This window comes from Thioclava sp. FR2 (assembly GCF_051200875.1).
Lineage (GTDB): Bacteria > Pseudomonadota > Alphaproteobacteria > Rhodobacterales > Rhodobacteraceae > Pseudotabrizicola.
The window spans coordinates 2,131,520-2,154,361 of record NZ_CP195191.1; the positions used below are offsets into that span (position 1 = coordinate 2,131,520).

The window sequence follows — 22,842 nt, forward strand, 5'->3', positions numbered from 1 at the left end:
AACCTTTGGGCACCAGGGTTGGGGTGAATGGCACAGCGTTCACAGTGCCATTCACCATGCGCTTAATGGCGTCAGTGGCCCAGAATCTGGCTTAGGAAAAGCTTCGTCCGCTCGCTTTGCGGGTTGTTGAAGAACTCCTTAGGCTCGTTCTGCTCAACGATCTGACCTTGGTCCATGAAGATCACGCGGTTTGCCACGGCTTGGGCAAAGCCCATCTCATGCGTCACGCAAAGCATCGTCATACCCTCTTCGGCAAGCTCAATCATCGTGTCGAGCACTTCTTTGATCATTTCAGGATCAAGAGCCGAGGTCGGTTCGTCAAACAGCATGATACGCGGCTTCATGCAAAGCGAGCGAGCAATCGCAACACGTTGCTGCTGACCACCCGAAAGCTGACCCGGATATTTGTGGGCCTGTTCCGGGATCTTCACCTTTTCCAGATAATGCATTGCAACCTGTTCAGCCTCTTTCTTTGGGGTCTTACGAACCCAGATCGGGGCGAGAGTGAGGTTCTCCATGATCGTCAGATGCGGGAACAGGTTGAAGTGCTGGAACACCATTCCGACTTCGGAACGCACCTTGTCGATGTTCTTGAGGTCTGAAGTCAGCTCAATTCCATCCACAACAATTTTGCCCGACTGATGCTCTTCCAGACGGTTGATGCAGCGGATCATCGTTGACTTGCCCGAACCAGAAGGCCCGGCAATGACGATACGCTCACCCCGGTTCACGGTCAGGTTGATATCCCGCAGAACGTGGAACTGGCCGTACCACTTGTTCATATTGGTGATCTGTATTGCCACGTCGTCGCTGACTTGCATGTGGCTGCGGTCGATTTCGCGCGTAATAGCTTCGGACATTTTCCGGCTCCTTAGCGATGGTCAGTCTTCAGCTTGCGCTCGAGATACATCGAATAGCGCGACATGCTGAAACAGATGATGAAGAAGATGGCACCGACAAAGATGTAAGGTTCCCAATAGATACCCTTCCAATCCGTCGTTGCGCGAACTGCGTCGGTGATCCCTTTCAGCGGGTCAAGCAAGCCCACGAACACCACCAGAGTAGTATCCTTGAACAGCCCGATGAAGGTGGACACGATGCCAGGGATCGAGATCTTCAATGCCTGCGGCATGATGATCAGCCGCGTTGCCTTCCAGTAGTCAAGGCCAAGCGCATCGGCTGCCTCATACTGGCCTTTGGGAAGGGCTGCCAGACCACCGCGGATAACCTCGGCAATGTAGGCAGCGGCAAACAGCGTCACCATGATGATGACCCGGAGGATAATGTCGAAATCGGTGCCCGGCGGCAGGAAGTAGTTCAGCAGAAGCGACGCCGTGAACAAAAGCGTAATCAGAGGAACACCGCGAATGAACTCGATGAAGCCCACGGACAGCTTGTTCACGATGAACATGTCTGACTGGCGCCCCAAGGCCAGCATAATGCCCAAGGGAAGCGAGAAGACGATGCCCGTTACACCGATCGTGAAGGCCAAAACAAAGCCGCCAAATTCGCGCGAGCGGACGGCTTCGAGCCCCAGCGGAACGACGCTTTGCAGCAGATCCGCCGCGACACCTGCCAAAAACACCCACCAAATGACGGGAAGCACGACGGCGGAGATTGTCGCCGGGATAGCTCCTCCGATCGGGTGAATGATCCGGGCGGCGACAAATCCGATCGCAAAGCCTGCCAAGGCCACAACCGGGATCCACACTGACCCACCCCAAAGCAACAGGTAGCCGATTGCCGGGTAAAGCAATGAGAACCACAGCACCTGGCGCGGCACCGATGAGAACAGGATCGGAGCCAAGGCAACGAACATCAGTGCAAAAGCAAGGACCGGTCGCCAGTAAAGATGCGAAGGGTAGAAGCCGAACAGATATTGCGGCCAACGTTCCTTGATCACAGCCCAGCAGGCCCCATTGGCGCCTTCACCCCAAGTCGCCGCGATAATTTCACGGCACTCGGCCAAGGATTTTGCATTCCACACGGAATGCAGGAACCAAGGCGTGAACTCGATGACCAAAAAGACCACGGCAGCGAGGCCCATCAAGGTCAAGAAGGCGTTCAGAGGGCTTGAGAACAAGTTCTCTCGTGCCCATTTGACCGCGCCTTGTTGGCTGGCCGGCGGAGGCAGTTGTGGCAGCATGTCCTTGCGGACGAAGAAAGCGGGGGATTTGCTCATCTCAACGCTCCTTCAGTTTGACGCTGCGGTTGTAGATGTTCATCGCACCCGAGATCGTCAGACTGATCAGCAGGTAGGTCAGCATCAACAGCAGCATGGCTTCCAGACCGCGTCCTGTCTGGTTTAGCGTGATCCCGCCAAGTGTACCGCGTACATCCATGTAACCAACTGCGATCGCCAGAGACGAGTTCTTGGTCAGGTTGAGATATTGCGAAATCAGCGGCGGGATGATCACCCGCAAGGCCTGTGGAAGGATTACAAGGTTCATGGTGCGGTTGGGGCGCAGGCCAAGGGCGAAAGATGCCTCGGTCTGACCACGGCTGATTGCATTGATACCGCCGCGCACGATTTCCGCGATGAATGCACCGGTATAAAGGGTCAGAGCCAGCCACAGAGCGACCAGCGAGTTAGATACCTGAATTCCGCCGGTGAAGTTAAAGCCCTTCAATTCTGGCAGTTCAAAGTGCCCGCCAAGTAGAAAGAAGACTGCAGTGATCGGGCCGAACAGCGACAGAAGGGATTGCCACCACGTTGCCGGACGTTGTCCTGTCGTTTCCTGGATCCGGTTCGCTCGCGCGATCAGGGCGCGGTTCAGAAAGAACCCTCCAACGATCGCGGCAACAACCAAGGTAAAGTCGATGCTGATCTGGATAAAACCAAGGTTCAGCCAGCCCATCGAATTATCGAAGAGAACCCACGGAATAGCCGTGTAACGGTTTGTAAAGGCCGTCGTCCCAAACAGCGACATGGTCGATGTTGCGTTCTCGCCCCGGAAAGCGTTCGGGGCAGGGAGAACTTCGGTGAAGATCGCGTAGATCATCAGGATCCAAAGCAACAACGGGATGTTGCGGAAGGTTTCCACATAGACCGTCATCAGGCGAGCAACGACCCAATTGTTCGAAAGCCGTAAAACACCGGCGACAACGCCGACGAGCGTTGCTGCAATGCACCCCAAGAACGCCACAAGGATAGTGTTCAGAAGGCCGACCAGCCATGCACGGGCATGAGTCGAGTCGTTTGTGTATTCAACCAATGTCTGGTTGATGTCATAGCCAGACCGCGCCCAAAGAAAGCTGAAATCTACGCCGCGACCCAGCGAAGCCAGATTGCGCAGCAAGTTGTCAATCAGCCAGGCAGCGCCAGCCATGAAGAGAAGAAGAACCACGATCTGGATCGTGATGGAACGATACCGAGTATCGTAAATGAGCATCGAGAGCCGAAAGCCCGCTTTCGGTTCATCCGTGATGACGGCCATGAATTTTCCCCTGATATCCGCATGCTGCTGGACTTTGTCCTTGTCAGCCAGAGTCGTTGCTCTGTTCCTTGCGGCACCCTGTTCGCTGTAACGAGAAGGGCGCGCCCGCTAAGGCGCGCCCTCTTTCAGTAGCCCTTAGCGGAAGGGCGGAGTGTAGAGCAGACCGCCTTGGGTCCACTGCGCGTTCAGACCGCGAGCCAGACCGATTGGCGTAGCCGAACCGATGGTAGCTTCGAAGATCTCGCCATAGTTGCCCGAAGCCTTGATGGCGCGCTTAGCCCATTCTTTCTCCAGGCCCATCATAGCGCCCAGATCATCCGACGCGCCAAGCAGGCGCTGAACTTCCGGGTTCTGCGAAGAAGTTGCCAGTTCATCAATGTTGGCCGAAGTGATGCCAAACTCTTCCGCCGCGATAAGGGCGTTGAGCGTCCACATCACGATGTCGCCCCACTGGTTGTCGCCGTGGCGCACTGCCGGCCCGAGCGGTTCTTTCGAAATGATTTCCGGAAGGATGATGTGGTTTTCCGGATCAGCGAAAGCGGCTCGCGTGGCTGCAAGGCCAGAAGCGTCGGTGGTGTAGGCGTCGCATGCACCAGCAATGTACTGCTGTTCGCCTTCAGCGTTGGTTTCGATCGGAACCGCCGTGTAGCTCATGTTGTTCGCCTTGAAGTAGTCGGCGAGGTTGAGTTCGGTGGTGGTGCCGGTCTGAATGCAGATGGTTGCGCCATCAAGTTCTTTGGCCGAAGAAACGCCAAGATCCTTGCGAACCATGAAGCCCTGACCGTCGTAGTAGTTCACGCCGACGAAGTCCATCTTCAGGTCGTTGTCACGCGAGTAGGTCCAAGTGGTGTTACGCGACAGCAAGTCGATCTTGCCCGAAGTCAGCTGCTCGAAACGATCCGAGCTGGTGGTCGGGATATAGACGACTTTGGACGCATCACCCAGAACAGCCGCGGCAACAGCTTTACAAATGGCGACGTCAAAGCCCTGCCAGTTGCCGTTTGCGTCCGGAGCGGCAAAGCCGACCAGACCGGTGTTCACGCCGCAGTTCAGTTCGCCACGAGCCTTGACGGTCTCGAGCGTGGTCTGAGCAGCAGCAGCACCTGCGATCAGCGCGGTGGCTGCGAGGGTGCCGAGGAATACGGATTTTTTCATTCTTACCTCATCCTGAGTTGCCGGTATTTGACCGGCGTTTTTTTTGTGCCCCGCGCCGAAAACAGCACTTGGGAGCGGTCCTGTAGGAAGTGAGCCTCCCCTCCAGTCTGGGCAGTTTCCTCCGAAGCGGTTTGAAAGGTCAAGTCGGTCTGAGGAATTTGACGAAAAACTATGCAATTCGCATTCGATTTCGCGTCACTGCGTAATTTCTAAAACATGTTAGCGAGAAAAAGTGGAGGATTGTTACCCGCACAATTTGTAGAATCGCTCGGCTTCCCCGATGGCCTTGCGCTTGAGCGCTTCAATCTCTGCGGCTTCCTCATCCTCCCCCCAGAGTTCGGCCTGCCAATGTTCGTCGATTCGACTGATCTGGAAGGCTTGATCTGCGCTGAGCCGTCTGCGGGCTACGGCCAGTCCCAAAATCAATGAACCGGTGATGGCAACGAGGTCGTGCAAAGCTGCAAGACGAAAGCGGTCTTCCTCAGCGACCAAAGACCGCAGTCGATTAAGGCTGTCCTCGGGTTGAGCGATCGGTATGACGCCTGCCGTCAAGTTCAAAGGTGCATCAGCTGCCTGCTTGATCCAATCCAACAGGGGATCCCAGTCTGCCGCTTGCCGTGCAACCAGCTCCATTGGCGTTTCGGCCCGATAACAGAGCAGATCTGAGCTGCCAAAACCTGAAACTTCGTCGACCACGGCATCGAACAATGGACCGACCTTGTCGATGGCAGAGTTTGCAAATCGCGTAATCGGCATTGTGTCAGGCCGAATAACGCCTTGCTGCTCATCCCACTCTGCTGCGATCGCCTCTGCCATGCCTTGCGTTGGCACCATCAATAGGCTCTTTGCAGGCGTCTTTACCGGACGACCATCAAGCCGAACCGTAAATCCACCGTCGCAAGCTTCAGTCGTTGCGGCCTTCCAAAACCGCTTAGCCTTCCATCCGCTCATTTGAAGACCTCGAACGGGTCAGCTGGGACATCGTTCTCATTCCAATCCAACAGTTTCCAAGTCCGAGCCATGTGGTCCGGCAAAGGGGCGGTAAAGGTCATGATCTTTTTGGTGATCGGATGCTCAATGGTCAGGCTGCGGGCATGAAGGTGCAATTTTTTTGAAAGATCACCGCCAATGCCGGCCCCCCAACCGTCACCCTTGTTGTCTTGCTCACCGCCTCCATACTTCCCGTCCCCAAGAATGGGGTGCCCGAGTTCGGCCATATGGGCGCGAAGCTGGTGTGTACGGCCTGTAACGGGTTCAAGAGCCATCCAAGACAAGCGATTGCCAAGGAACCAAAGTGTGAAAAAGTCCGTCTGTGCCCGTTTTGCGTCGGGGAATTCCGAAACTTTCGCGGGGTGAATGCACATCATCTTTTCGCCTTCGCCGCCGCGACCACGGCCGGGCGCCTTCATCAGCGCGTATTTAATGCTTCCTTTTCTTGGGTTGGGCACACCGGCAACAACAGCCCAATAAATCTTGCGTGCTTCGCGATGACGAAGCGCCTCTGACAAGGCGCGTGCAACACGATCCGTACGGGCAAGCATCAGGAGGCCAGAGGTATCTTTGTCCAAACGATGCACAAGCTTGGGCCGATCCTTATAGCCGAACTTCAAAGCCTCGGTCAGGCCGTCCACATGACGGTCGCCTTGGCCCGATCCGCCTTGACTGGGAAGCCCCGCAGGCTTGTTCAGCACGATCAGGTGTTCGTCTTTAAAAAGAACTGCGTCCTGAATCATCTTTGCATCTGCCGGATTTACCCCGTCAGGGCGCGGACGGCTGGGTGAATCGACGTCCGGCAGAGGTGGCACGCGGATCACCTGGCCAGGAATCACACGATCAGAAGCCTTTGCACGCCCGCCATCGACGCGCACTTGCCCTGTTCGGCACATTTTCTCAACGGCTCCCTGCGTGACATGAGGGAAGCGGCGCTTGAACCATTTGTCCAGACGCTGTTCACCTTCATCTTCGGAGACAGTCAAAAGTTTCACGGCGCTCATATCAGGGTTCTCGCAACGAAGAGGCCTGCCGCGATTGCGGCAAGGGAGAGAAAGACGGATCCGGCGACATAGGCAAATGCAAGCGGCGCCTCGCCCCGTTCCCACAAGGTCAAGGCGTCCAGCGAGAATGCAGAGAAGGTGGTGAACCCCCCGAGCAATCCGGTCAGCACAAAAGGCGCAAACGCATTGCCCCCTTTTTTCGCCATTAGGACGACAAGGAAGCCCATCAAGAACGATCCCGCGACATTCACGATCATCGTTGAAAAGGGAAAGCCCGGACCAAGGGTGCGCATTACGCCCACATTGGTCAGATAGCGCATCGTCGCGCCCAGGGCCCCACCAAGGGCCACTTGTGAAAGTGTCAGGAACATGGGGTTTCCTTGACCCGCCAAGCGTCCTTTGTCAATAACGGCAAGAAAACAAGGGGGCTGGCTTGTATTTTTGCGTGATGGGATTTTCCTACTCCGGTTTTGCAGGGGCGCGGTCCGCCATAGACGAGCGCGGGGCATTTTCCGCCAACATCGGCGACAATATGCAGAGTTTGGCCGTGCGTCACCTTTACCGGACGCTTGGCATACCAGACGAACGCATTCTTCGCGTCGATCGCGATACGCTTGCCACCTATGATGGCCCCCCAGTCGTTCTTCCAATGAATGGATGCTTCTACGACTGGCACTTCCCTCTTTCGCCCAAAATCACACCTCTTTTCATTGGATTTCAGGCCCGACAAGCGGCTATGTCGGCTGTAAGATCGCATCTGTTTGGGCAGGGCGTAATTGGGTGTCGAGATGAACATACTGCCATTCTGTTGAGGGCAGAAGGCATTGAAGCAGATGTAACTGGATGCCTGACGTTCAGTCTCCCCCAACGCTCGGTTACGCCAAAACACAGACGCATTCTGATTGTTCACGGAAGCGGGTCGGGTGCCCTACCCGGCGTTGCGTTAAAGAAGATGCCTCGTCACCTGTTGATGCGGGCCGACTTCATCTCGCAGCGACGAGAGGTAGTGACTTGGCCTTTGTCGCCGGACCAAATGGATGAGCAGGAAAAAGTGGCGCAGGCCCTGCTTCACGATTATCACCAGACGGCGCGCATGGTGGTAACCCCGTTGCACCATGTCGCAGCACCCTGCATGGCAGCAGGAATTCCGGTTATTGTAATTCGACGCGACTGGGACGAACGGTTCAGCTTTATGGGCAAGCTGATCCCAATCCATTTAGAACCGTTCTTCGAGGATGTGGACTGGTCGCCAAAACCCATCGACCTGACGCAAATCAAGGCTGCGCAACTTGCCCGGCTGCGCTCGCTTCTGACGCCTTGGCTTTAGTCAGCTTGACGCTTTGCACGAAGCTTTGCGAAATACTCGACCCGCTTTTTCAACTCTCGTTCAAAGCCCCGCTCTGGCGGGAGATAGTAAACTGGGCGCCGCATCCCTTCGGGAAAGTAATTCTGCCCAGAAAATCCGTCCTCGGCATCATGGTCATAGGCATAGCCTGAACCATAGCCGATCTCTTTCATCATCTTGGTCGGAGCGTTAAGGATGTGCCGCGGCGGCATCAGGCTTCCGGTGTCGCGCGCTGCGGCACGGGCGGCTTTGTACGCGACATAGACGGCATTCGACTTGGGCGCGAGCGCCAGATAGACGACGGCCTGCGCCAAGGCCAACTCCCCCTCGGGGCTTCCCAATCTCTCATAGGCTTCCCAAGCGTCGATACACAGGCTTTGCGCCTGCGGATCGGCCAGACCAATGTCTTCGACGGCCATCCGCGTGATGCGGCGCGCCAAGAACCTAGGATCCTCGCCACCTTCCAGCATCCGAGCAAACCAATAGAGTGCCGCATCGGGATCGGACCCGCGCACAGACTTATGAAGCGCGCTGATAAGGTTGTAATGTTCCTCACCAGATTTGTCGTATTTCGCCGCGCGGCGCATCAGGCGCGTTGCTAACTCGTCCCGACTGATAGGCTTGGCCACTTTCCAAGCCGCCACTTGTTCAATCAGGTTCAACAGTGCGCGGCCGTCTCCGTCCGCCATTTCGGTCAAGGCTTCTCTGGCTTCACCAGTCAGCGGCAAACTCCGACCCAGTTCCTTTTCCGCGCGCTGCGTCAATCGCTCCAGATCGGCCAGTGACAGGCGCTCCAGCACAACCACTTGCGACCGGGAAAGAACAGCGGCGTTAAGTTCAAAGCTAGGATTCTCGGTCGTTGCGCCAACCAACAAGATCGTCCCATCTTCCATGTGAGGAAGAAAACTGTCCTGCTGGGCTTTGTTAAATCTGTGGATTTCGTCCACGAACAAAAGCGTCCCCTGCCCGTTCTGACGGCGCAACTTTGCGGCTTCGAAGACCTTTTTCAAATCCGGGACGCCAGTGAAAATCGCGCTGATTTGGACAAATGCCAAATCCGTCTCACGCGCCAAAAGCCGGGCTATTGTTGTCTTGCCAACACCGGGCGGCCCCCACAGGATCAGGGAAGACAGGCTTCTTGCCTCAAGCATTGCCCCCAGTGGTCCGTCTGCGCCAAGAACGTGTTCCTGCCCGATGACCTCCGAAAGGGATTTTGGGCGCAACCGATCGGCCAAAGGCCGGGGGCCCTCGGTTCGTGGCGTGGCGTCAGGTGAAGTGTCGAACAGGTCGGCCATGAAGAAAGGCTACGCCTCTACCGCATCAAGGGAAAGGGTCACAGGCGGAACCGCAAACGCAATATCTGTTCGCCGCGGAGAAGGTCGACTGCCCAACGGCGGGTGTTCTCGGTGGCGGCTCGCAAAAGCTCATCCGTGGTTGTGATTGCTTTTCCATTCACGCCCAGAATGACATCCCCAGGCAGAAAGCCGACGCGGGCCGCCATATCTTTGGCCGCAGTAACCACCACCCCTGATTTCGACATGGACAACCCCAGTTCCGACGCAACGGCAGGGTTGATTTGTGCCGCGCTCAGACCACGGAAGGCCACATCTTCAACGATGGTGACAGCCTTCCGCGCGGGGGTATCGGGCGGAGCGATCAAAGTCACCTCCGCGCGATTTGGCCCGTTCTCGGTGACGTAATCCACGACCACAGTGTTTCCGACACCGATCGCCGCCATCCGAAAGATCATTTCCTGAGGTGTGTTCGTGGGCGCACCATCAAGTGAAAGCACGACGTTTCCGGCCTTCAGACCAGCCTTGGCAAAAGGGCTTTCCGGATGGATTTCACTCAGCACCACACCGTCAGGTCGTGGCAACCCAAGGGCATCGGCCAAGGCCGCATCGACGGACTGCCCTGTCACCCCTGCCCAAGGACGGATAAAGCGCGAGGCGCCCGCCTTTGCCTGCGACACGACCGTTTTCACTAGATTGGAAGGAATGGCGAAACCAATTCCATTTGATCCACCAGATCGGGTCAGAATAGCCGTGTTGATCCCAATAAGCTGACCGTTCAGGTCAACAAGTGCTCCGCCAGAGTTTCCGGGGTTAATCGCGGCATCGGTCTGGATAAAATACCCGCGCCCAAGATCAACGGTGCTTCGCGCAAGACCGGAAACGATGCCAGAACTAACGGTTTGTCCAATCCCAAAGGGATTGCCGATGGCCAAAACCAAATCGCCGACCTCAACTTCGTCTGAGTTCCGAAATTCAAGAGCGGGCAGATCGGCGGCACCGTTAAGCTGCAAGATCGCTAGATCAGAGTCTTCATCCGCCAATAGGACGCTGGCGGCGAACTCTCGACGGTCCGCTAGCACCACCCTGATTTCTGTTGCCTGCCCCACAACATGGAAATTCGAAACGACGATGCCATCAGGCGACACGATCACCCCAGAGCCCAGCGAATTCTGAAGCCTGGGCTGAACTTCGGAAAAACCCTGAAAGAACTGGTCGAAAAAGGGATCGCCGGCAAAAGGGCTGACACGTTCCTCGACCAAGACCGTGGCGTAAATGTTCACCACAGCGGGCGCTGACTTCTTTACGACGGGGGAAAAGCTCAAACTAAGCTCTGCCGTTGTTTGAGGAACCCGTGTTTCAGCGGCCAGCGAAAGTGTCGTTGCGGCTAGAATTGTTAGGGCGACAAACATTTGGCGCATGGCGTTCTCTTGCGGTCATTGATTTGACCGAAATAATCACCCAACATCAAAAGAGGCAACCAAGACGATGAAAAGCTGCCAAACCTGAAGATCAGAACAGAATGTCGCCCAAATCCTCGTCCGAGTGCTCTGGGGTCGCGTTTGACGTGGATGCGCACGATAAATGGATGCAACCACCATTCAAACGCTACCGCTGAGAGAAACAGCAAAAATGAAAAAACCCCGCCTTGCGGCAGGGCTTTCCATCAGCCTGTGACGGCCTGATTATTCTGCGTCAGCAGCAGCTTCACGAGCCTTGTCAGCAGCGCCCTTTGCGTTCGGGTCGCGGTCGACGAACTCGATGATGGCCATCGGGGCCATGTCGCCATAACGGAAGCCGGCCTTGAGCACGCGAACGTAGCCGCCAGCGCGGTCCTTGTAGCGTGGGCCGAGCACTTCAAACAGCTTGGCAACGTCTTTGTCTTCTTTCAGCTGAGCAGCCGCCTGACGACGGGCGTGGAGGTCGCCACGCTTTGCCAGAGTGATCAGCTTTTCGATCACCGGACGCAGTTCCTTGGCTTTCGGCAGAGTGGTCTTGATCTGCTCATGCTCGATGAGCGAGCCGGCCATGTTCGAGAACAGCGCCTTGCGGTGTTCGTGGGTACGGTTCAGGCGGCGGTATCCGCGGGCGTGACGCATGGGAATCTCCTATTCGCGTTTTACTTTGTGTTGCCGGACCTGCGTTGGGTCCGGCGTCGTTGGGGCAGAATTGCCCAGATGGTCCCCGGCTTTCCCGGGCATTTCTGGGGGGCGTTGCCGCCCCCCCCTAACTCTTAGAATTGGTCTTCGAAGCGCTTGGCCAGATCTTCAATGTTCTCTGGCGGCCAATCCTCGACTTCCATGCCAAGGTGCAGACCCATGCCCGAGAGCACTTCCTTGATCTCGTTCAAGGACTTCCGGCCGAAGTTCGGGGTGCGCAGCATCTCGGCTTCGGTTTTCTGGATCAGATCGCCGATGTAAACGATGTTGTCGTTCTTCAGGCAGTTTGCCGAACGGACAGACAATTCCAGTTCGTCAACCTTCTTCAGCAGAAGCGGGTTGAATTCCAGACCGGTGTCGATCTCGCCAGCCTTGGCCGATTCCGGTTCGTCGAAGTTGACGAAGATCGACAGCTGGTCTTGCAGGATGCGTGCAGCATAGGCCACAGCGTCATCCGGCGTCAGCGAGCCGTCGGTTTCGATCTTCATGGTCAGCTTGTCATAGTCCAGAACCTGACCTTCGCGGGTCGGCTGCACTTCGTAGCTGACTTTCTTGACCGGGGAGTAGATAGCGTCGATCGGGATCAGGCCGATCGGCGCATCCTCCGGACGGTTCTTGTCAGCCGAAACGTAGCCCTTGCCGGTATTCACGGTCAGTTCCATGAACACGTCAGCACCATCGTCGAGGTGGCAAATGACGTGGTCCTTGTTTAGAACTTCAATGCCGTTCGATTCCGAAATGTCCCCAGCGGTTACAACGCCCGGGCCCTTGGCCGAAATCGACAGGCGCTTCGGCCCTTCGACTTCCATCTTCAGGGCAACGCCCTTCAGGTTCAGAACGATGTCGGTCACGTCTTCACGAACACCAGCAACGGACGAGAACTCGTGCAGAACGTTATCGATCTGAACGCTGGTGATGGCACCGCCCTGAAGGCTCGACATCAGCACGCGACGCAGCGCGTTGCCAAGGGTCAGACCAAAGCCGCGCTCCAGCGGTTCGGCGATCACGGTCGCAACGCGCGACGGATCTGCACCCGGCTTTACAACCAGTTGCGTCGGCTTGATGAGTTCTTGCCAGTTCTTATGGATCATGCTGTCGCCTCCATTCTTGTCGTCCGGCCCATGTCCAGAAAGCCGAAAGACGCCCGAGGGTCCTTGAATGCCGAAATCGGGCCGCGCGATTCCGCACGGCCCGACCAAAATGAATACTCGTTAGACGCGGCGACGCTTTGGCGGGCGGCAACCGTTGTGCGCCAGCGGGGTAACGTCGCGGATCGAGGTGATCGTGAAACCAACAGCAGCCAGAGCGCGCAGTGCCGATTCACGACCCGAACCAGGCCCCTGAACTTCGACTTCCAGCGTCTTCACGCCGTGATCCTGAGCCTTGCGGCCAGCATCTTCGGCGGCCATCTGGGCGGCGTAAGGGGTCGACTTACGCGAACCCTTGAAGCCCATGGTGCCAGCCGACGACCAAGAAATGGCGTTGCCTTGCACGTCCGAAATCAGGATCTTGGTGTTGTTGAACGACGAGTTCACATGCGCCACACCAGCGGCGATGTTTTTGCGTTCCTTCCGCTTTGCGCGGACTTTGGTATCGCGTGCCATATCTGATGCCCTCCCTTACTTCTTCTTGCCAGCGATTGGCTTGGCCGGGCCCTTGCGGGTGCGGGCGTTGGTATGGGTGCGCTGACCGCGAACCGGAAGGTTCTTACGGTGACGCAGGCCGCGATAGCAGCCAAGATCCATCAGACGCTTGATGTTCATCGAAACTTCACGGCGCAGGTCGCCCTCAACGGTGAAGTTTGCGTCGATGTATTCGCGGATCGCCAGAACTTCAGCGTCCGACAGCTGGTTGACGCGACGAGCGCGATCAATGTTCAGAGCTTCGCAGATGGTTTCTGCGTTCTTCTGACCGATGCCGGTGATATACTGAAGCGCGATCGGAACGCGCTTTTGGGTCGGGATGTTGACGCCAGCAATACGTGCCACGCGTATGTCCTTTTCTTGGTTGCGGTTCCGTAGCGCCAGAACCTTTTTTCACAACTCCTCAGGGACATGATCCCTTTGGAACGAATCCTGCAATGCAGGTTGCCCGAACAGCGATTCCGCTCCGGGACGCCGTGCTTTATGGGGAAATGCCACGCCCGTCAAGGGCGCGGCACGACGAATTTAAGCTTTGTCAAGAATTTTCGCAATGGCCACGGAAACGCTGTCAATGTCCGCCATTCCATCAATCTGGATCAGATCTTTGGTTGCCCAGTAATACCCGACCAAAGGAGCAGTGCTTTTGTAATAGGCGCGAAGACGCTGTTCCAAAACCTCTGGCGTATCGTCCTGACGAACGGGCAGACCTTGCGCGCGGGTTTCTTCGGCGCGTTTGGCCACGCGGCCCACAAGCGCCGCGTCATCCACGACCAATTCGATCACGGCATCAAGCGACAAACCCTTTTTTGCCAACAATTCGCCCAAAGCGTCTGCCTGCTTCAGTGTCCGTGGAAAGCCGTCAAAGATGAAGCCTCCCTTGGCACCCTGCTCCAGCTTTTCTTCGATCAGGCCAATGACGATCTCATCGGTGACAAGCTCGCCACGGTCCATCACCGCCGCCACGCGCTTGCCCATTTCGGTGCCGCTGGTCTTTGCCTCGCGCAGCATGTCTCCGGTTGAAAGCTGGACCATGCCACGACCTTCAACCAGACGTTTTGCTTGCGTGCCCTTGCCAGCTGCGGGCGGTCCCAGAAGGATGATGTTCGTCATGGGTTAACGCCGCGACGGAGCCTTGGTGCCGCTGCGCTTCTTGCCACGCAACTGCGACTTTTCGATCAGGCCTTCATACTGGTGCGCCAGCATGTGCGACTGAACCTGGTTGATCGTATCCATCGTCACCGACACAACGATCAGCACCGACGTGCCGCCGAAGTAGAACGGAATGGCCAACTGGCTACGCAGGATTTCCGGCAGCAAGCAAACCGCAGCCAGATATGCAGCCCCCAGAACCATGACGCGGGTCACGACGTATTCCAGATATTCCTCGGTCTTCTTGCCGGGGCGGATCCCAGGGATAAAGCCGTTCTGGTTCTTCAAGTTCTCAGCCACTTCGTCGACCTTGAAGGCGACGTTGTAGGTGTAGAAATAGGTAAAGAACACGATCATTGCCGTGAAGAACAGCAAGTAGAGCGGCTGACCGGGGCCAAAGTAGGCAAGGATCGTCGACATGATCGGGCCGGCGCTTGCCTGCGAGAACGTTGCAATGGTCGTCGGCAGAAGAAGAAGGGAAGAAGCGAAGATCGCGGGGATCACGCCGGCCGGGTTTACCTTGACCGGAAGGTGCGACGAGCCCCCGTCATAGACCTTCATCCCCACCTGACGACGCGGATACTGGATGTGAATCTTGCGCAGGGCGCGTTCCATGAAGACCACGAAGGCAATCACAGCAACGACCATGACAATCACACCAACGATCACAGCCGGTGAGATTGCGCCCGAGCGTCCTTGGCTGAGGAATTGGGCCAGAGCAGCCGGAATTTCGGCCACGATGCCCACGAAGATGATCAAGGAAATGCCGTTGCCGATGCCGCGGGCGGTAATCTGTTCGCCCAGCCACATCAGGAACATGGTGCCACCGACAAGGGTGATCACGCAGGCGGCCTTGAAGAACAGGCCGGGATCATGCGCCAGGCCTCCGGCTTCGATCGAAACCGCAATGCCCCAAGCCTGGAAGGTGGCCAGAAACACGGTGCCATAGCGGGTGTACTGGTTGATCTTCTTGCGGCCCTGTTCGCCCTCTTTCTTCAGCTGTTCCAACGCGGGAACCATGCTGGCCAAAAGCTGAACGATGATCGAGGCCGAGATGTAGGGCATGATGCCCAAGGCAAAGATCCCCATACGGCTGATCGCGCCACCGGTGAACATGTTCAGGATGCCGCCCAGACCGGCGCCGGCACTTTCCATGAACTCGCGCAGCTGAACGCCGTCGATTCCCGGCACCGGAATATAGGTGCCAAGGCGGTAGACGATCAAAAGGCCAAGGGTAAAGAAGATACGGGCGCGAAGGTCAGTTGCCTTGCCAAGGGCAGACCAGCTGAGGTTCGCGGCCATTTGCTCTGCAGCAGATGCCATGTCGGGTCTCTTTCATGGACAGCGCCGCCAAACCGTTTTCCGGTCGGCGGCGCGGGAAAACATGGGGTTTCATGTAAGCCGTCCTGCGACGGCTCACAATCCCTTAATTGGCTTTACTCAGCCGCAACCGCTGCAACGGTGATCGAACCACCAGCTGCTTTCACGGCTTCGACAGCAGCAGCCGAGGCGCCGGTCACGACCAGGGTCACGGCCGACTTGATTTCGCCCTTGTTCAGGATGCGGATGCCGTCACGCTTGTTCGAGGTCAGGCCAGCAGCAACCAGTGCGTCTTCGTTGATCTCGGCCTTGGCGTCCAGCTTGCCCAGAGCGATGAATTTCTCGATCAGGCCCAGGTTGACAACGGCGTAATGCTTGGCGTTCGGCTTGTTGAAGCCGCGCTTTGGCAGGCGGCGATAGAGCGGCATCTGGCCGCCTTCGTAGCCACCCAGAGCCACGCCCGAGCGGGACTTCTGACCCTTGATACCACGGCCAGCGGTCTTACCCTTGCCCGAACCCGGGCCGCGGGCGACGCGCTTTTGCTTGCGGGCTGCACCTTCGTTGTCGCGAAGTTCATTCAGTTTCATGTCGCAATCTCCTTGGCCGGAACTGCCCTACCTGCGACGGATGGGGCAAACACGGCATTTCTTGTTGATTCTCGTGGCCTGACTTGGCCACCGGGGGCGCATACAGGAGGACAGGCCAGAACGCAAGTTGCTTGCAGCGTCCCCGTCGGGGACGTTTTTTTGATCGAACGAAATCAATGGCTTGCCCTCGGGGATTTACCAAATCTTTACACTCAGACCCAAACGGCGCGGCTGGTGCCAAATTCCTTCGAAGGAATTTGCAATTTTCTTGAAAGAAAATTGCCCTTAGCCCGCGGCCGGATAGCTGCCGGAGGCATCGTGTTTTTCCTGCCCGTTCAGCGCTGGCGTAAAGACACAGATGATACGCATATCCGTTTCTGCCCGCAAAAGATGCGCCTCGTGACGGTCCAGCACATAGACCGTGCCGGGACCGAGGGCGAAAAGCTCTCCCGTCGCGATGTTTTCGACGCTGCCCTGCCCTTCAATCACATAGTTGGTCTCGACATGGTTCTTGTATTCCAATCGCTGCGCGGAGCCTGCCTTGCAGATCGTGTCATGCAGCGAGTAGCCAAGACCATCCTTGGCCAGAAGGATTCGGCGAGATTCGAATGCCTCCCCCTTCACATGGGCAGCGGTGTTCAGGATGTCAGAGAGGGAACGGACGATCATTGGGGGGCTCCGGCTGTTCTTCGCTTGAGCCTAGACGCTTTCGCCAAAAAGAAAACGCCCCACTGTTTCCAGTGGGGCGTTCCGATCAGATAAGGCAGAGCCTTAGCCGCGCTCTTCGATGATCTTCACAAGATGCGGGATCTTGTTGACCATGCCGCGAACCGAAGGGGTATCTTCCAGTTCACGGGTGCGGTTCATCTTGTTCAGGCCCAGACCCTTCAGGGTCGCGGTCTGGACTTCCGGGCGGCGGGCGGCCGAGGCCACCTGCTTTACGACGATGGTTTTCTTAGCCATGATCAAGCCTCCACAGTCTCAGCTTCGGGCTTCTTCAGGATCTCGGCCACTTTCTTGCCGCGGCGCGAAGCCACGGAGCGAGGCGAAGATTCTTTCTTGAGGCCGTCGATAGTGGCGCGGATCATGTTGTAGGGGTTCTGCGAGCCGATCGACTTCGCAACAACGTCCTGAATACCGAGCATTTCGAAAACGGCGCGCATCGGACCACCGGCGATGATACCGGTACCGGCGACGGCCGTCCGCATCACAACCTTGCCAGCGCCATGACGGCCTTCCTGGTCGTGGTGCAGAGTGCGCGAGTCTTTCAGCGGCACGCGGATCATCTGGCGCTTGGCCTGTTCCGTTGCCTTGCGGATCGCTTCCGGCACTTCCTTGGCCTTACCCTTGCCGAAGCCGACGCGACCACGCTGGTCACCCACGACGACGAGAGCTGCAAAGCCGAAGCGCTTACCACCCTTCACGGTTTTCGACACACGGTTGATCGCAACGAGACGATCGGCGAATTCCGGGGTCTCTTCGCGCTGTTCGCTACGACGCTCCCGACGGTTTTCACGTTCTGCCATAGGGCATTCCTTTCGTGAATGGCGTGGTTTCACGCCGATTTGAACCAACCCTGGTGGGCCTACGCTGGGCAGGCCCCCGGATCATCGGGGGAACGCGTACGTTCCCCACTGGATTAGAACTTCAGACCACCTTCACGGGCAGCATCGGCCAAAGCCTTGATCTTGCCGTGGAAAAGGAAGCCGCCGCGGTCGAAGTAGCACTCTTCGATCCCAGCCTGCTTGGCCCGTTCTGCAATCGCAGCGCCGACTTTGGCCGCAGCCTCGACGTTGTTCTTGCCAACGACGCCCAGATCCTTTTCGAGCGACGATGCGGCGGCCACAGTGACCCCCTTCACGTCGTCGATCAGCTGGACGCTGATGTTCTTGGAAGACCGATGAACCGAAAGGCGCAGACGCCCGTTGGCCATCGACTTGATTTTGTTCCGGACGCGCAGGCGGCGCTTGAGGAACAGGTCTCTCTTTGTGTTCGCCATTGTCGCTACCCTTACTTCTTCTTGCCTTCCTTGCGGAAGATGTACTCATCCTTGTAGCGGATGCCCTTGCCCTTGTAGGGCTCGGGCTGACGCCATTCGCGGATGTTCGCTGCAACCTGACCAACGAGCTGCTGGTCGATGCCTTCCACAACGATTTCAGTCTGCTTCGGAACTGCAACGGTCACGCCTTTCGGCACGTCGAAGTTCACTTCGTGAGAGTAGCCGAGCGAGAGCTTCAGAACGTTGCCGGCCATCGCGGCGCGGTAACCCACGCCCTGGATTTCCAGTTCTTTCTTGAAGCCGGTGGTCACGCCGATCACCAGGTTCTCGACCATCGACCGTGCCATGCCCCACTGCTGACGAGCGCGCTTCGAGGTCCCGCGGGGGGACACTTTCACAGCGTCGTTTTCCAGCGACAGGGTGACGTCGTCGGTTGCGGTGAAGGAACGGGTCCCTTTCGGGCCTTTCACTTCGATGGTCTGGCCGCTGATCGTGGCGGAAACGCCTTTGACCAGCTCGACGGGTTTTTTCCCAATACGAGACATGAAACCCTCCTTAGAACACGGTGCAGAGCACTTCGCCGCCAACATTGGCGGACCGTGCTGCTGCATCGGACATGACGCCTTTCGGCGTGGAGACGATAGACACACCAAGGCCGTTACGGACCGAAGGGATGTCCTTCACGCCCATATACACACGACGGCCGGGCTTGGACACGCGCTTCAGTTCGCGGATCACAGGCTCGCCTTCGTAGTACTTGAGCGAAATGGTGAATTCGCCCTGACCGTTGGAGGTCGAGGCCTTTTCATAGCCGCGGATGTAGCCTTCCGACAGCAGCACGTCCAAAACGCGGGCGCGCAGCGTCGAAGCCGGCGTCATGACGGTGGACTTGCCGCGCAGCTGGGCGTTGCGGATACGGGTCAGCATATCGCCGATAGGATCGTTCACAGGCATCTCTGCTCTCCTTACCAGCTCGACTTGACCATGCCCGGGATCTGACCGAACGAGGCCAGTTCACGCAGCATGATCCGCGACAGTTTGAGCTTACGGTAGTAAGCATGCGGACGGCCGGTCAGCTGGCAACGGTTGTGCAGCCGGGTGGCCGACGAGTTGCGCGGCATTTCAGCCAGCTTCAGGGTAGCGCGGAAACGCTCTTCCATCGGCTTCGATTGGTCTTCGATCACCGCCTTCAGTGCCGCGCGCTTGCCAGCATGCTGCTTGACAAGCTTGGCGCGCTTCACTTCGCGGTTCACCATGGATTTTTTAGCCATATCTCTGGTCCTCGCGATTACGACGTGAAGGGCATGTTGAAATGCTTCAACAGCGCCTTGGCTTCTGCGTCGGTCTTGGCGGTGGTGCAGATGATGATATCCATCCCCAGCACTTCATCCACCTTGTCAAAGTCGATCTCTGGGAACACGATGTGTTCCTTGAGGCCCATGGCATAGTTGCCACGGCCGTCAAACGAGGTGCCTTTCACGCCGCGGAAGTCGCGGACGCGGGGCAGAGCGACGTTGATCAGACGGTCGAGGAATTCGAACATACGGTCGCCACGGAGCGTGACCTTGCAGCCCAGCGGCATTTCTTCACGGACGCGGAAGCCGGCGATCGACTTCTTGGCCTTGGTGACGACAGCCTTCTGACCGGCGATCTGGGTCAGGTCTTCAGCAGCTTGCTTGACCTTCTTGGTGTCCTTGACGGCTTCACCAACACCCATGTTCAGCACGATCTTGTCGAGCTTCGGGATCATCATGTCGTTCTTGTAGGCGAACTCTTCCTTCATCGCAGCGCGAATCGTGGAAGCGTAGACTGCCTTCAGACGCGGAGTATAAGTGGCTTGATCCAACATCAGATCGCCTCCCCGGTGGTCTTGGCGAAACGCACCTTCTTGTCACCTTCCATGCGGAAGCCGACGCGGGTGGCCTTGCCGTTCTTGTCCATCAGCGACAGGTTCGACAGGTCGATCGGCATAGCCTTCGGCGTACGGCCGCCCTGCGAGGTCGCGGATTGCTTGGTGTGACGGATAGCCATGTTCACGCCGTCGACAATGGCCTTGTTCTCCGATGGGAGAACCTGGGTGATCTCACCCTTCTTGCCTTTGTCTTTGCCGGTCAGAACGACGACCGAGTCACCTTTGCGGAGTTTCGCAGCCATTACAGCACCTCCGGAGCCAAAGAGATGATCTTCATGAAGTTCTTGGCGCGCAGTTCGCGCACAACCGGTCCGAAGATACGCGTGCCGACCGGTTCACCCTGATTGTTCAGGATGACGGCAGCGTTGCGGTCAAAACGGATCGAAGTGCCGTCTTCGCGACGAACTTCCTTGGCAGTGCGAACGACGACGGCTTTACGCACGTCACCCTTCTTCACACGGCCTTTCGGAATTGCTTCCTTGACCGACACCACGATGATGTCGCCCACGGATGCATAGCGGCGGTGCGAACCGCCCAGAACCTTGATGCACTGAACTCGGCGAGCGCCGGAGTTATCAGCAACATCCAGATTGGTCTGCATCTGGATCATAGGGTTACTCCCGACCTTTGGGGACGTTCATGCAGGTGTCCGCCCCAGGGTTTCGATTGTCGCAAGACAATGACTGAAGGGGCCAATCAGGCCCCGACAACCACCGTCCAGCGCTTGGTTTTCGAAATTGGCGCGCACTCTTCGATACGAACAGTGTCACCAACCTTGAACTGGTTGTTCTCGTCGTGAGCGCGATATTTCTTCGACTTACGAACGGTCTTTTGCAGCAGCGGGTGCTTGAAGCGACGCTCGACCAGAACCGTGATGGTCTGTTCGTTCTTGTCCGAGGTCACGACGCCTTGAAGGATACGCTTGGGCATGTCTATGGACCTCTTACTTCGCTGCTTCGGCAGCTTTTTGGTTGAGAACGGTCAGCACGCGAGCAGCGTCACGACGGACGGCGCGCATACGGGCGGTGTTCTCAAGCTGGTTCGTGGCGGCTTGGAAGCGCAGGTTGAAGGCTTCCTTTTTCAGAGCGACAAGCTGATCACGCAGCTGGTCCGGCGTCTTGCCGTGCAGTTCTTTGGCGTTCATGCGCCTCTTCCTTTTTTCAATCACCAGAGGGCCCCGTAAGAGGTCACCCTGAACCCGGTGGATCAATGATAGACCGACGATCCCGAGTCGCCCCGGAACCGCAGATGCGCCCGTATAGAGGGGAAGGTGGCGGGGGGCAAGGGGGAAGTTCAGCGGGGATGTATGAGTTCGCTGACGAGGATGGGAAGTACAGCCTCGGCCATGCCGTCAAGCCGATCTATAGTACAGTTCGTCGGATAGAGCGCTGAAAGGTCGTAGTCTATGCCAACTCCGATGAGGCTGAACCCAGGCGTTGCCTCAAGATCGGCAATCACTGCCTTTAAATGATCCCAGAGGATGGTTGGGTGATTGGCGTCGAGCGTCGAGTCTTCGACGGGAGCGCCGTCTGAGACAATGATCACAATGTTTCTTGACCGACCGAGATCCATCAGTCGCTGGCCAGCCCAGAACAGTGCTTCACCATCGATGTTTTCTTTCAGTAGGTCGTTTCTGAGCAGATGGCGAACTGCGTAGGGAGCGCCCGGAACGGAATCCGTCGCATGGCGGTAGATGATGTGAAGTAGGTCCGCGAGACGCCCAGGGTTCGGTCGGCGTCCAACTGAAACCCACTTCTTTCTTGAGTTACCTCCCTTCCAGGAATGGGTGGTAAAGCCAAGAATCTCGTAAGCAACGCCCACCCGGTGAAGGAAGTCGGCGATCAATTCTGTCAAAAGGCACGCTACTGCTGCTCTTTGGCCCTTCATCGACCCCGAATGATCGATCAGGATCGCAACCGCCACTTGGTCTGGGCCGGCTAGGCCGTCCGACTTGAGTTTGTCGAGCCACTTTGCACCGAGAAGCGACGATTTGCTTCGGTAGACTGCAAACTCGCTTTCGTAGACAGCACAGACATCGGTCCAAGCTGCGCGCTGATCTGAGTTCATATTTTTCCATAATTCGTCCCCGGTACACGTCACGTCATACTCTGTGGTGAATATCCGATAAGACGATGTGTCCTCGTCGCGCTTCCAGGGCCAGTTGAACTTCACAGCCAATGCTCCAATCTGGCGTCACCAATGTTGGCGAGCTCGAAATCTCACTCCCACCCATAATTGAAGCTGACCGAGATCCGTTCCCCTTCAGACATATTCATCGGGACCTCGTGGCGCAGCCAGCTTTCCCACAGAAGGACATCGCCGACGACCGGGGTAACGTAGACGAATTGGCGCAGTTCCTCGGCCACGTTTTTGCGGCGCAGGGGGGACATCATCATCATGGGCAGGCGCGGGTCTTCCAGTTTCAAGGATGACGTGCCTTCCGGCATTTGCACGTAAGTGGTGCCAGAGATCACCGAATGCGGGTGGATGTGGCTGGCATGGGTCCCGCCTTCGGGCAGGATGTTGATCCAGAGCGCATTGCACTTCAGCTTTTTGTCGCCCAGATCAAAGCCCAATTCGTCACAAAAGGCGGCAACGTGTTTGTCCAGCGCGGCCTCCAGTGCCTTGAAGATCGGCATGCGCCACGGCAGGTCATCCAGCGAGGCGTAAGAGGTATAGCCCGGATAGCCTTCCCGCTCGCACCATTCCTGCCCCGCCTCGTCATCCTCGGCAATCGCATCGCAAGTGGCCGCAAGTTCCGCGTAATCGACCTTTTTCTTGGCCAGATCGTTCAGCTTGGCACGATAGAGTTTGGTCACGAAAAGGGAGGTGGTGGGCATGGCATCCTCG

The 22,842-nt window shown here is 57.2% G+C and carries 31 protein-coding genes; 1 reads left to right on the forward strand and 30 read right to left on the reverse strand.

The genetic code is table 11. From position 1 onward, the window contains the following. Positions 1-71 precede the first annotated feature (71 nt). The 7 genes from ACSBLW_RS10410 to crcB all read right to left on the reverse strand — a co-directional run bounded on the left by ACSBLW_RS10410 (position 72) and on the right by crcB (position 6,957). Positions 72-860, reverse strand: a complete 789-nt coding sequence (locus tag ACSBLW_RS10410) for an amino acid ABC transporter ATP-binding protein (RefSeq protein WP_435256561.1) — start codon at positions 858-860, stop codon at positions 72-74. A gap of 11 nt (positions 861-871) precedes the next feature. Further along, positions 872-2,182, reverse strand: a complete 1,311-nt coding sequence (locus ACSBLW_RS10415) for an amino acid ABC transporter permease (RefSeq protein ID WP_435256562.1) — start codon at positions 2,180-2,182, stop codon at positions 872-874. 1 nt (position 2,183) lies between these two features. Then, positions 2,184-3,437 (reverse strand): amino acid ABC transporter permease, encoded by a 1,254-nt coding sequence (locus ACSBLW_RS10420; protein ID WP_435256563.1) that lies wholly within the window; start codon positions 3,435-3,437, stop codon positions 2,184-2,186. Positions 3,438-3,572: 135 nt separating this feature from the next. Then, positions 3,573-4,592, reverse strand: a complete 1,020-nt coding sequence (locus ACSBLW_RS10425) for an amino acid ABC transporter substrate-binding protein (protein WP_435256564.1) — start codon at positions 4,590-4,592, stop codon at positions 3,573-3,575. Between the two features lie 243 nt (positions 4,593-4,835). Continuing rightward, positions 4,836-5,543, reverse strand: coding sequence for an ATP12 family chaperone protein (locus ACSBLW_RS10430; protein ID WP_435256565.1), 708 nt, complete (start codon positions 5,541-5,543; stop codon positions 4,836-4,838). Further along, positions 5,540-6,586 carry an RluA family pseudouridine synthase gene (locus tag ACSBLW_RS10435; protein ID WP_435256566.1) on the reverse strand — a complete coding sequence of 349 codons (1,047 nt, stop codon included), beginning with the start codon at positions 6,584-6,586 and terminating at the stop codon, positions 5,540-5,542. Before ACSBLW_RS10435 ends, ACSBLW_RS10430 begins: the two co-directional genes overlap by 4 nt. Then, the gene (gene crcB, locus ACSBLW_RS10440; protein ID WP_435256567.1) at positions 6,583-6,957 is read right to left on the reverse strand and encodes a fluoride efflux transporter CrcB; all 375 of its coding nucleotides are present in this window, start codon (positions 6,955-6,957) and stop codon (positions 6,583-6,585) included. The genes ACSBLW_RS10435 and crcB overlap by 4 nt, the downstream gene beginning before the upstream one ends. Before the next feature lie 77 nt (positions 6,958-7,034). Between crcB and ACSBLW_RS10445 the strand changes: the two genes are divergently transcribed. Next, positions 7,035-7,913 (forward strand): hypothetical protein, encoded by an 879-nt coding sequence (locus tag ACSBLW_RS10445; protein WP_435256568.1) that lies wholly within the window; start codon positions 7,035-7,037, stop codon positions 7,911-7,913. On the opposite strand, the gene ACSBLW_RS10450 is transcribed toward ACSBLW_RS10445, so the two are convergent. The 23 genes from ACSBLW_RS10450 to ACSBLW_RS10560 form a co-directional block, all read right to left on the reverse strand. Beyond that, positions 7,910-9,226, reverse strand: a complete 1,317-nt coding sequence (locus ACSBLW_RS10450; RefSeq protein ID WP_435256569.1) for a replication-associated recombination protein A — start codon at positions 9,224-9,226, stop codon at positions 7,910-7,912. The two genes, ACSBLW_RS10445 and ACSBLW_RS10450, sit on opposite strands and share 4 nt — an antisense overlap. A 38-nt stretch (positions 9,227-9,264) precedes the next feature. Beyond that, a complete protein-coding gene (locus tag ACSBLW_RS10455; RefSeq protein WP_435256570.1) occupies positions 9,265-10,644 on the reverse strand; it encodes a trypsin-like peptidase domain-containing protein in 1,380 nt (459 codons plus the stop codon). A 264-nt stretch (positions 10,645-10,908) separates the two neighbouring features. Next, entirely contained in the window at positions 10,909-11,322 is a 414-nt protein-coding gene (rplQ, locus tag ACSBLW_RS10460) for a 50S ribosomal protein L17 (protein ID WP_435256571.1), read from the reverse strand. A gap of 134 nt (positions 11,323-11,456) precedes the next feature. Beyond that, positions 11,457-12,473 (reverse strand): DNA-directed RNA polymerase subunit alpha, encoded by a 1,017-nt coding sequence (locus tag ACSBLW_RS10465; RefSeq protein ID WP_435256572.1) that lies wholly within the window; start codon positions 12,471-12,473, stop codon positions 11,457-11,459. A 120-nt stretch (positions 12,474-12,593) separates the two neighbouring features. Further along, on the reverse strand, positions 12,594-12,986 hold the full coding sequence (gene rpsK, locus ACSBLW_RS10470; RefSeq protein ID WP_435256573.1) for a 30S ribosomal protein S11: 393 nt from the start codon (positions 12,984-12,986) through the stop codon (positions 12,594-12,596). Positions 12,987-13,001: 15 nt separating this feature from the next. Then, a complete protein-coding gene (gene rpsM / locus ACSBLW_RS10475) occupies positions 13,002-13,370 on the reverse strand; it encodes a 30S ribosomal protein S13 (protein WP_435256574.1) in 369 nt (122 codons plus the stop codon). 180 nt (positions 13,371-13,550) lie between these two features. Further along, the gene (locus tag ACSBLW_RS10480) at positions 13,551-14,135 is read right to left on the reverse strand and encodes an adenylate kinase (RefSeq protein ID WP_435256575.1); all 585 of its coding nucleotides are present in this window, start codon (positions 14,133-14,135) and stop codon (positions 13,551-13,553) included. A 3-nt stretch (positions 14,136-14,138) separates the two neighbouring features. Further along, the gene (gene secY / locus ACSBLW_RS10485) at positions 14,139-15,497 is read right to left on the reverse strand and encodes a preprotein translocase subunit SecY (protein ID WP_435256576.1); all 1,359 of its coding nucleotides are present in this window, start codon (positions 15,495-15,497) and stop codon (positions 14,139-14,141) included. 113 nt (positions 15,498-15,610) lie between these two features. Then, positions 15,611-16,081, reverse strand: a complete 471-nt coding sequence (rplO, locus tag ACSBLW_RS10490; protein ID WP_435256577.1) for a 50S ribosomal protein L15 — start codon at positions 16,079-16,081, stop codon at positions 15,611-15,613. 285 nt (positions 16,082-16,366) lie between these two features. Next, the gene (locus ACSBLW_RS10495; RefSeq protein ID WP_435256578.1) at positions 16,367-16,750 is read right to left on the reverse strand and encodes an ectoine synthase; all 384 of its coding nucleotides are present in this window, start codon (positions 16,748-16,750) and stop codon (positions 16,367-16,369) included. Positions 16,751-16,852: 102 nt separating this feature from the next. Beyond that, entirely contained in the window at positions 16,853-17,044 is a 192-nt protein-coding gene (gene rpmD / locus ACSBLW_RS10500; RefSeq protein ID WP_435256579.1) for a 50S ribosomal protein L30, read from the reverse strand. 2 nt (positions 17,045-17,046) lie between these two features. Further along, entirely contained in the window at positions 17,047-17,607 is a 561-nt protein-coding gene (rpsE, locus tag ACSBLW_RS10505) for a 30S ribosomal protein S5 (protein ID WP_435256580.1), read from the reverse strand. 113 nt (positions 17,608-17,720) lie between these two features. Then, positions 17,721-18,080, reverse strand: a complete 360-nt coding sequence (gene rplR, locus ACSBLW_RS10510; protein ID WP_435256581.1) for a 50S ribosomal protein L18 — start codon at positions 18,078-18,080, stop codon at positions 17,721-17,723. Between the two features lie 11 nt (positions 18,081-18,091). Further along, positions 18,092-18,625 carry a 50S ribosomal protein L6 gene (gene rplF / locus ACSBLW_RS10515; RefSeq protein WP_435256582.1) on the reverse strand — a complete coding sequence of 178 codons (534 nt, stop codon included), beginning with the start codon at positions 18,623-18,625 and terminating at the stop codon, positions 18,092-18,094. A gap of 10 nt (positions 18,626-18,635) precedes the next feature. Then, a complete protein-coding gene (gene rpsH, locus ACSBLW_RS10520; protein WP_435256583.1) occupies positions 18,636-19,034 on the reverse strand; it encodes a 30S ribosomal protein S8 in 399 nt (132 codons plus the stop codon). 11 nt (positions 19,035-19,045) lie between these two features. Continuing rightward, a complete protein-coding gene (rpsN, locus tag ACSBLW_RS10525; RefSeq protein ID WP_435256584.1) occupies positions 19,046-19,351 on the reverse strand; it encodes a 30S ribosomal protein S14 in 306 nt (101 codons plus the stop codon). A gap of 17 nt (positions 19,352-19,368) precedes the next feature. Beyond that, the gene (gene rplE, locus ACSBLW_RS10530; RefSeq protein ID WP_435256585.1) at positions 19,369-19,929 is read right to left on the reverse strand and encodes a 50S ribosomal protein L5; all 561 of its coding nucleotides are present in this window, start codon (positions 19,927-19,929) and stop codon (positions 19,369-19,371) included. Continuing rightward, positions 19,929-20,234, reverse strand: coding sequence for a 50S ribosomal protein L24 (gene rplX / locus ACSBLW_RS10535; RefSeq protein ID WP_435256586.1), 306 nt, complete (start codon positions 20,232-20,234; stop codon positions 19,929-19,931). Before rplX ends, rplE begins: the two co-directional genes overlap by 1 nt. Next, on the reverse strand, positions 20,234-20,602 hold the full coding sequence (gene rplN, locus ACSBLW_RS10540; RefSeq protein WP_023666245.1) for a 50S ribosomal protein L14: 369 nt from the start codon (positions 20,600-20,602) through the stop codon (positions 20,234-20,236). The genes rplX and rplN overlap by 1 nt, the downstream gene beginning before the upstream one ends. Positions 20,603-20,688: 86 nt before the next feature. Continuing rightward, positions 20,689-20,922, reverse strand: coding sequence for a 30S ribosomal protein S17 (gene rpsQ / locus ACSBLW_RS10545; RefSeq protein WP_435256587.1), 234 nt, complete (start codon positions 20,920-20,922; stop codon positions 20,689-20,691). Positions 20,923-20,935: 13 nt separating this feature from the next. Further along, positions 20,936-21,136 (reverse strand): 50S ribosomal protein L29, encoded by a 201-nt coding sequence (gene rpmC, locus ACSBLW_RS10550; RefSeq protein ID WP_435256588.1) that lies wholly within the window; start codon positions 21,134-21,136, stop codon positions 20,936-20,938. A gap of 149 nt (positions 21,137-21,285) precedes the next feature. Beyond that, positions 21,286-22,164: a cobaltochelatase CobT-related protein gene (locus ACSBLW_RS10555; RefSeq protein ID WP_435256589.1), complete on the reverse strand. Its 879-nt coding sequence runs from the start codon at positions 22,162-22,164 to the stop codon at positions 21,286-21,288. Between the two features lie 47 nt (positions 22,165-22,211). Beyond that, positions 22,212-22,832, reverse strand: coding sequence for a TIGR02466 family protein (locus ACSBLW_RS10560; protein WP_435256590.1), 621 nt, complete (start codon positions 22,830-22,832; stop codon positions 22,212-22,214). Positions 22,833-22,842 lie beyond the last annotated feature (10 nt).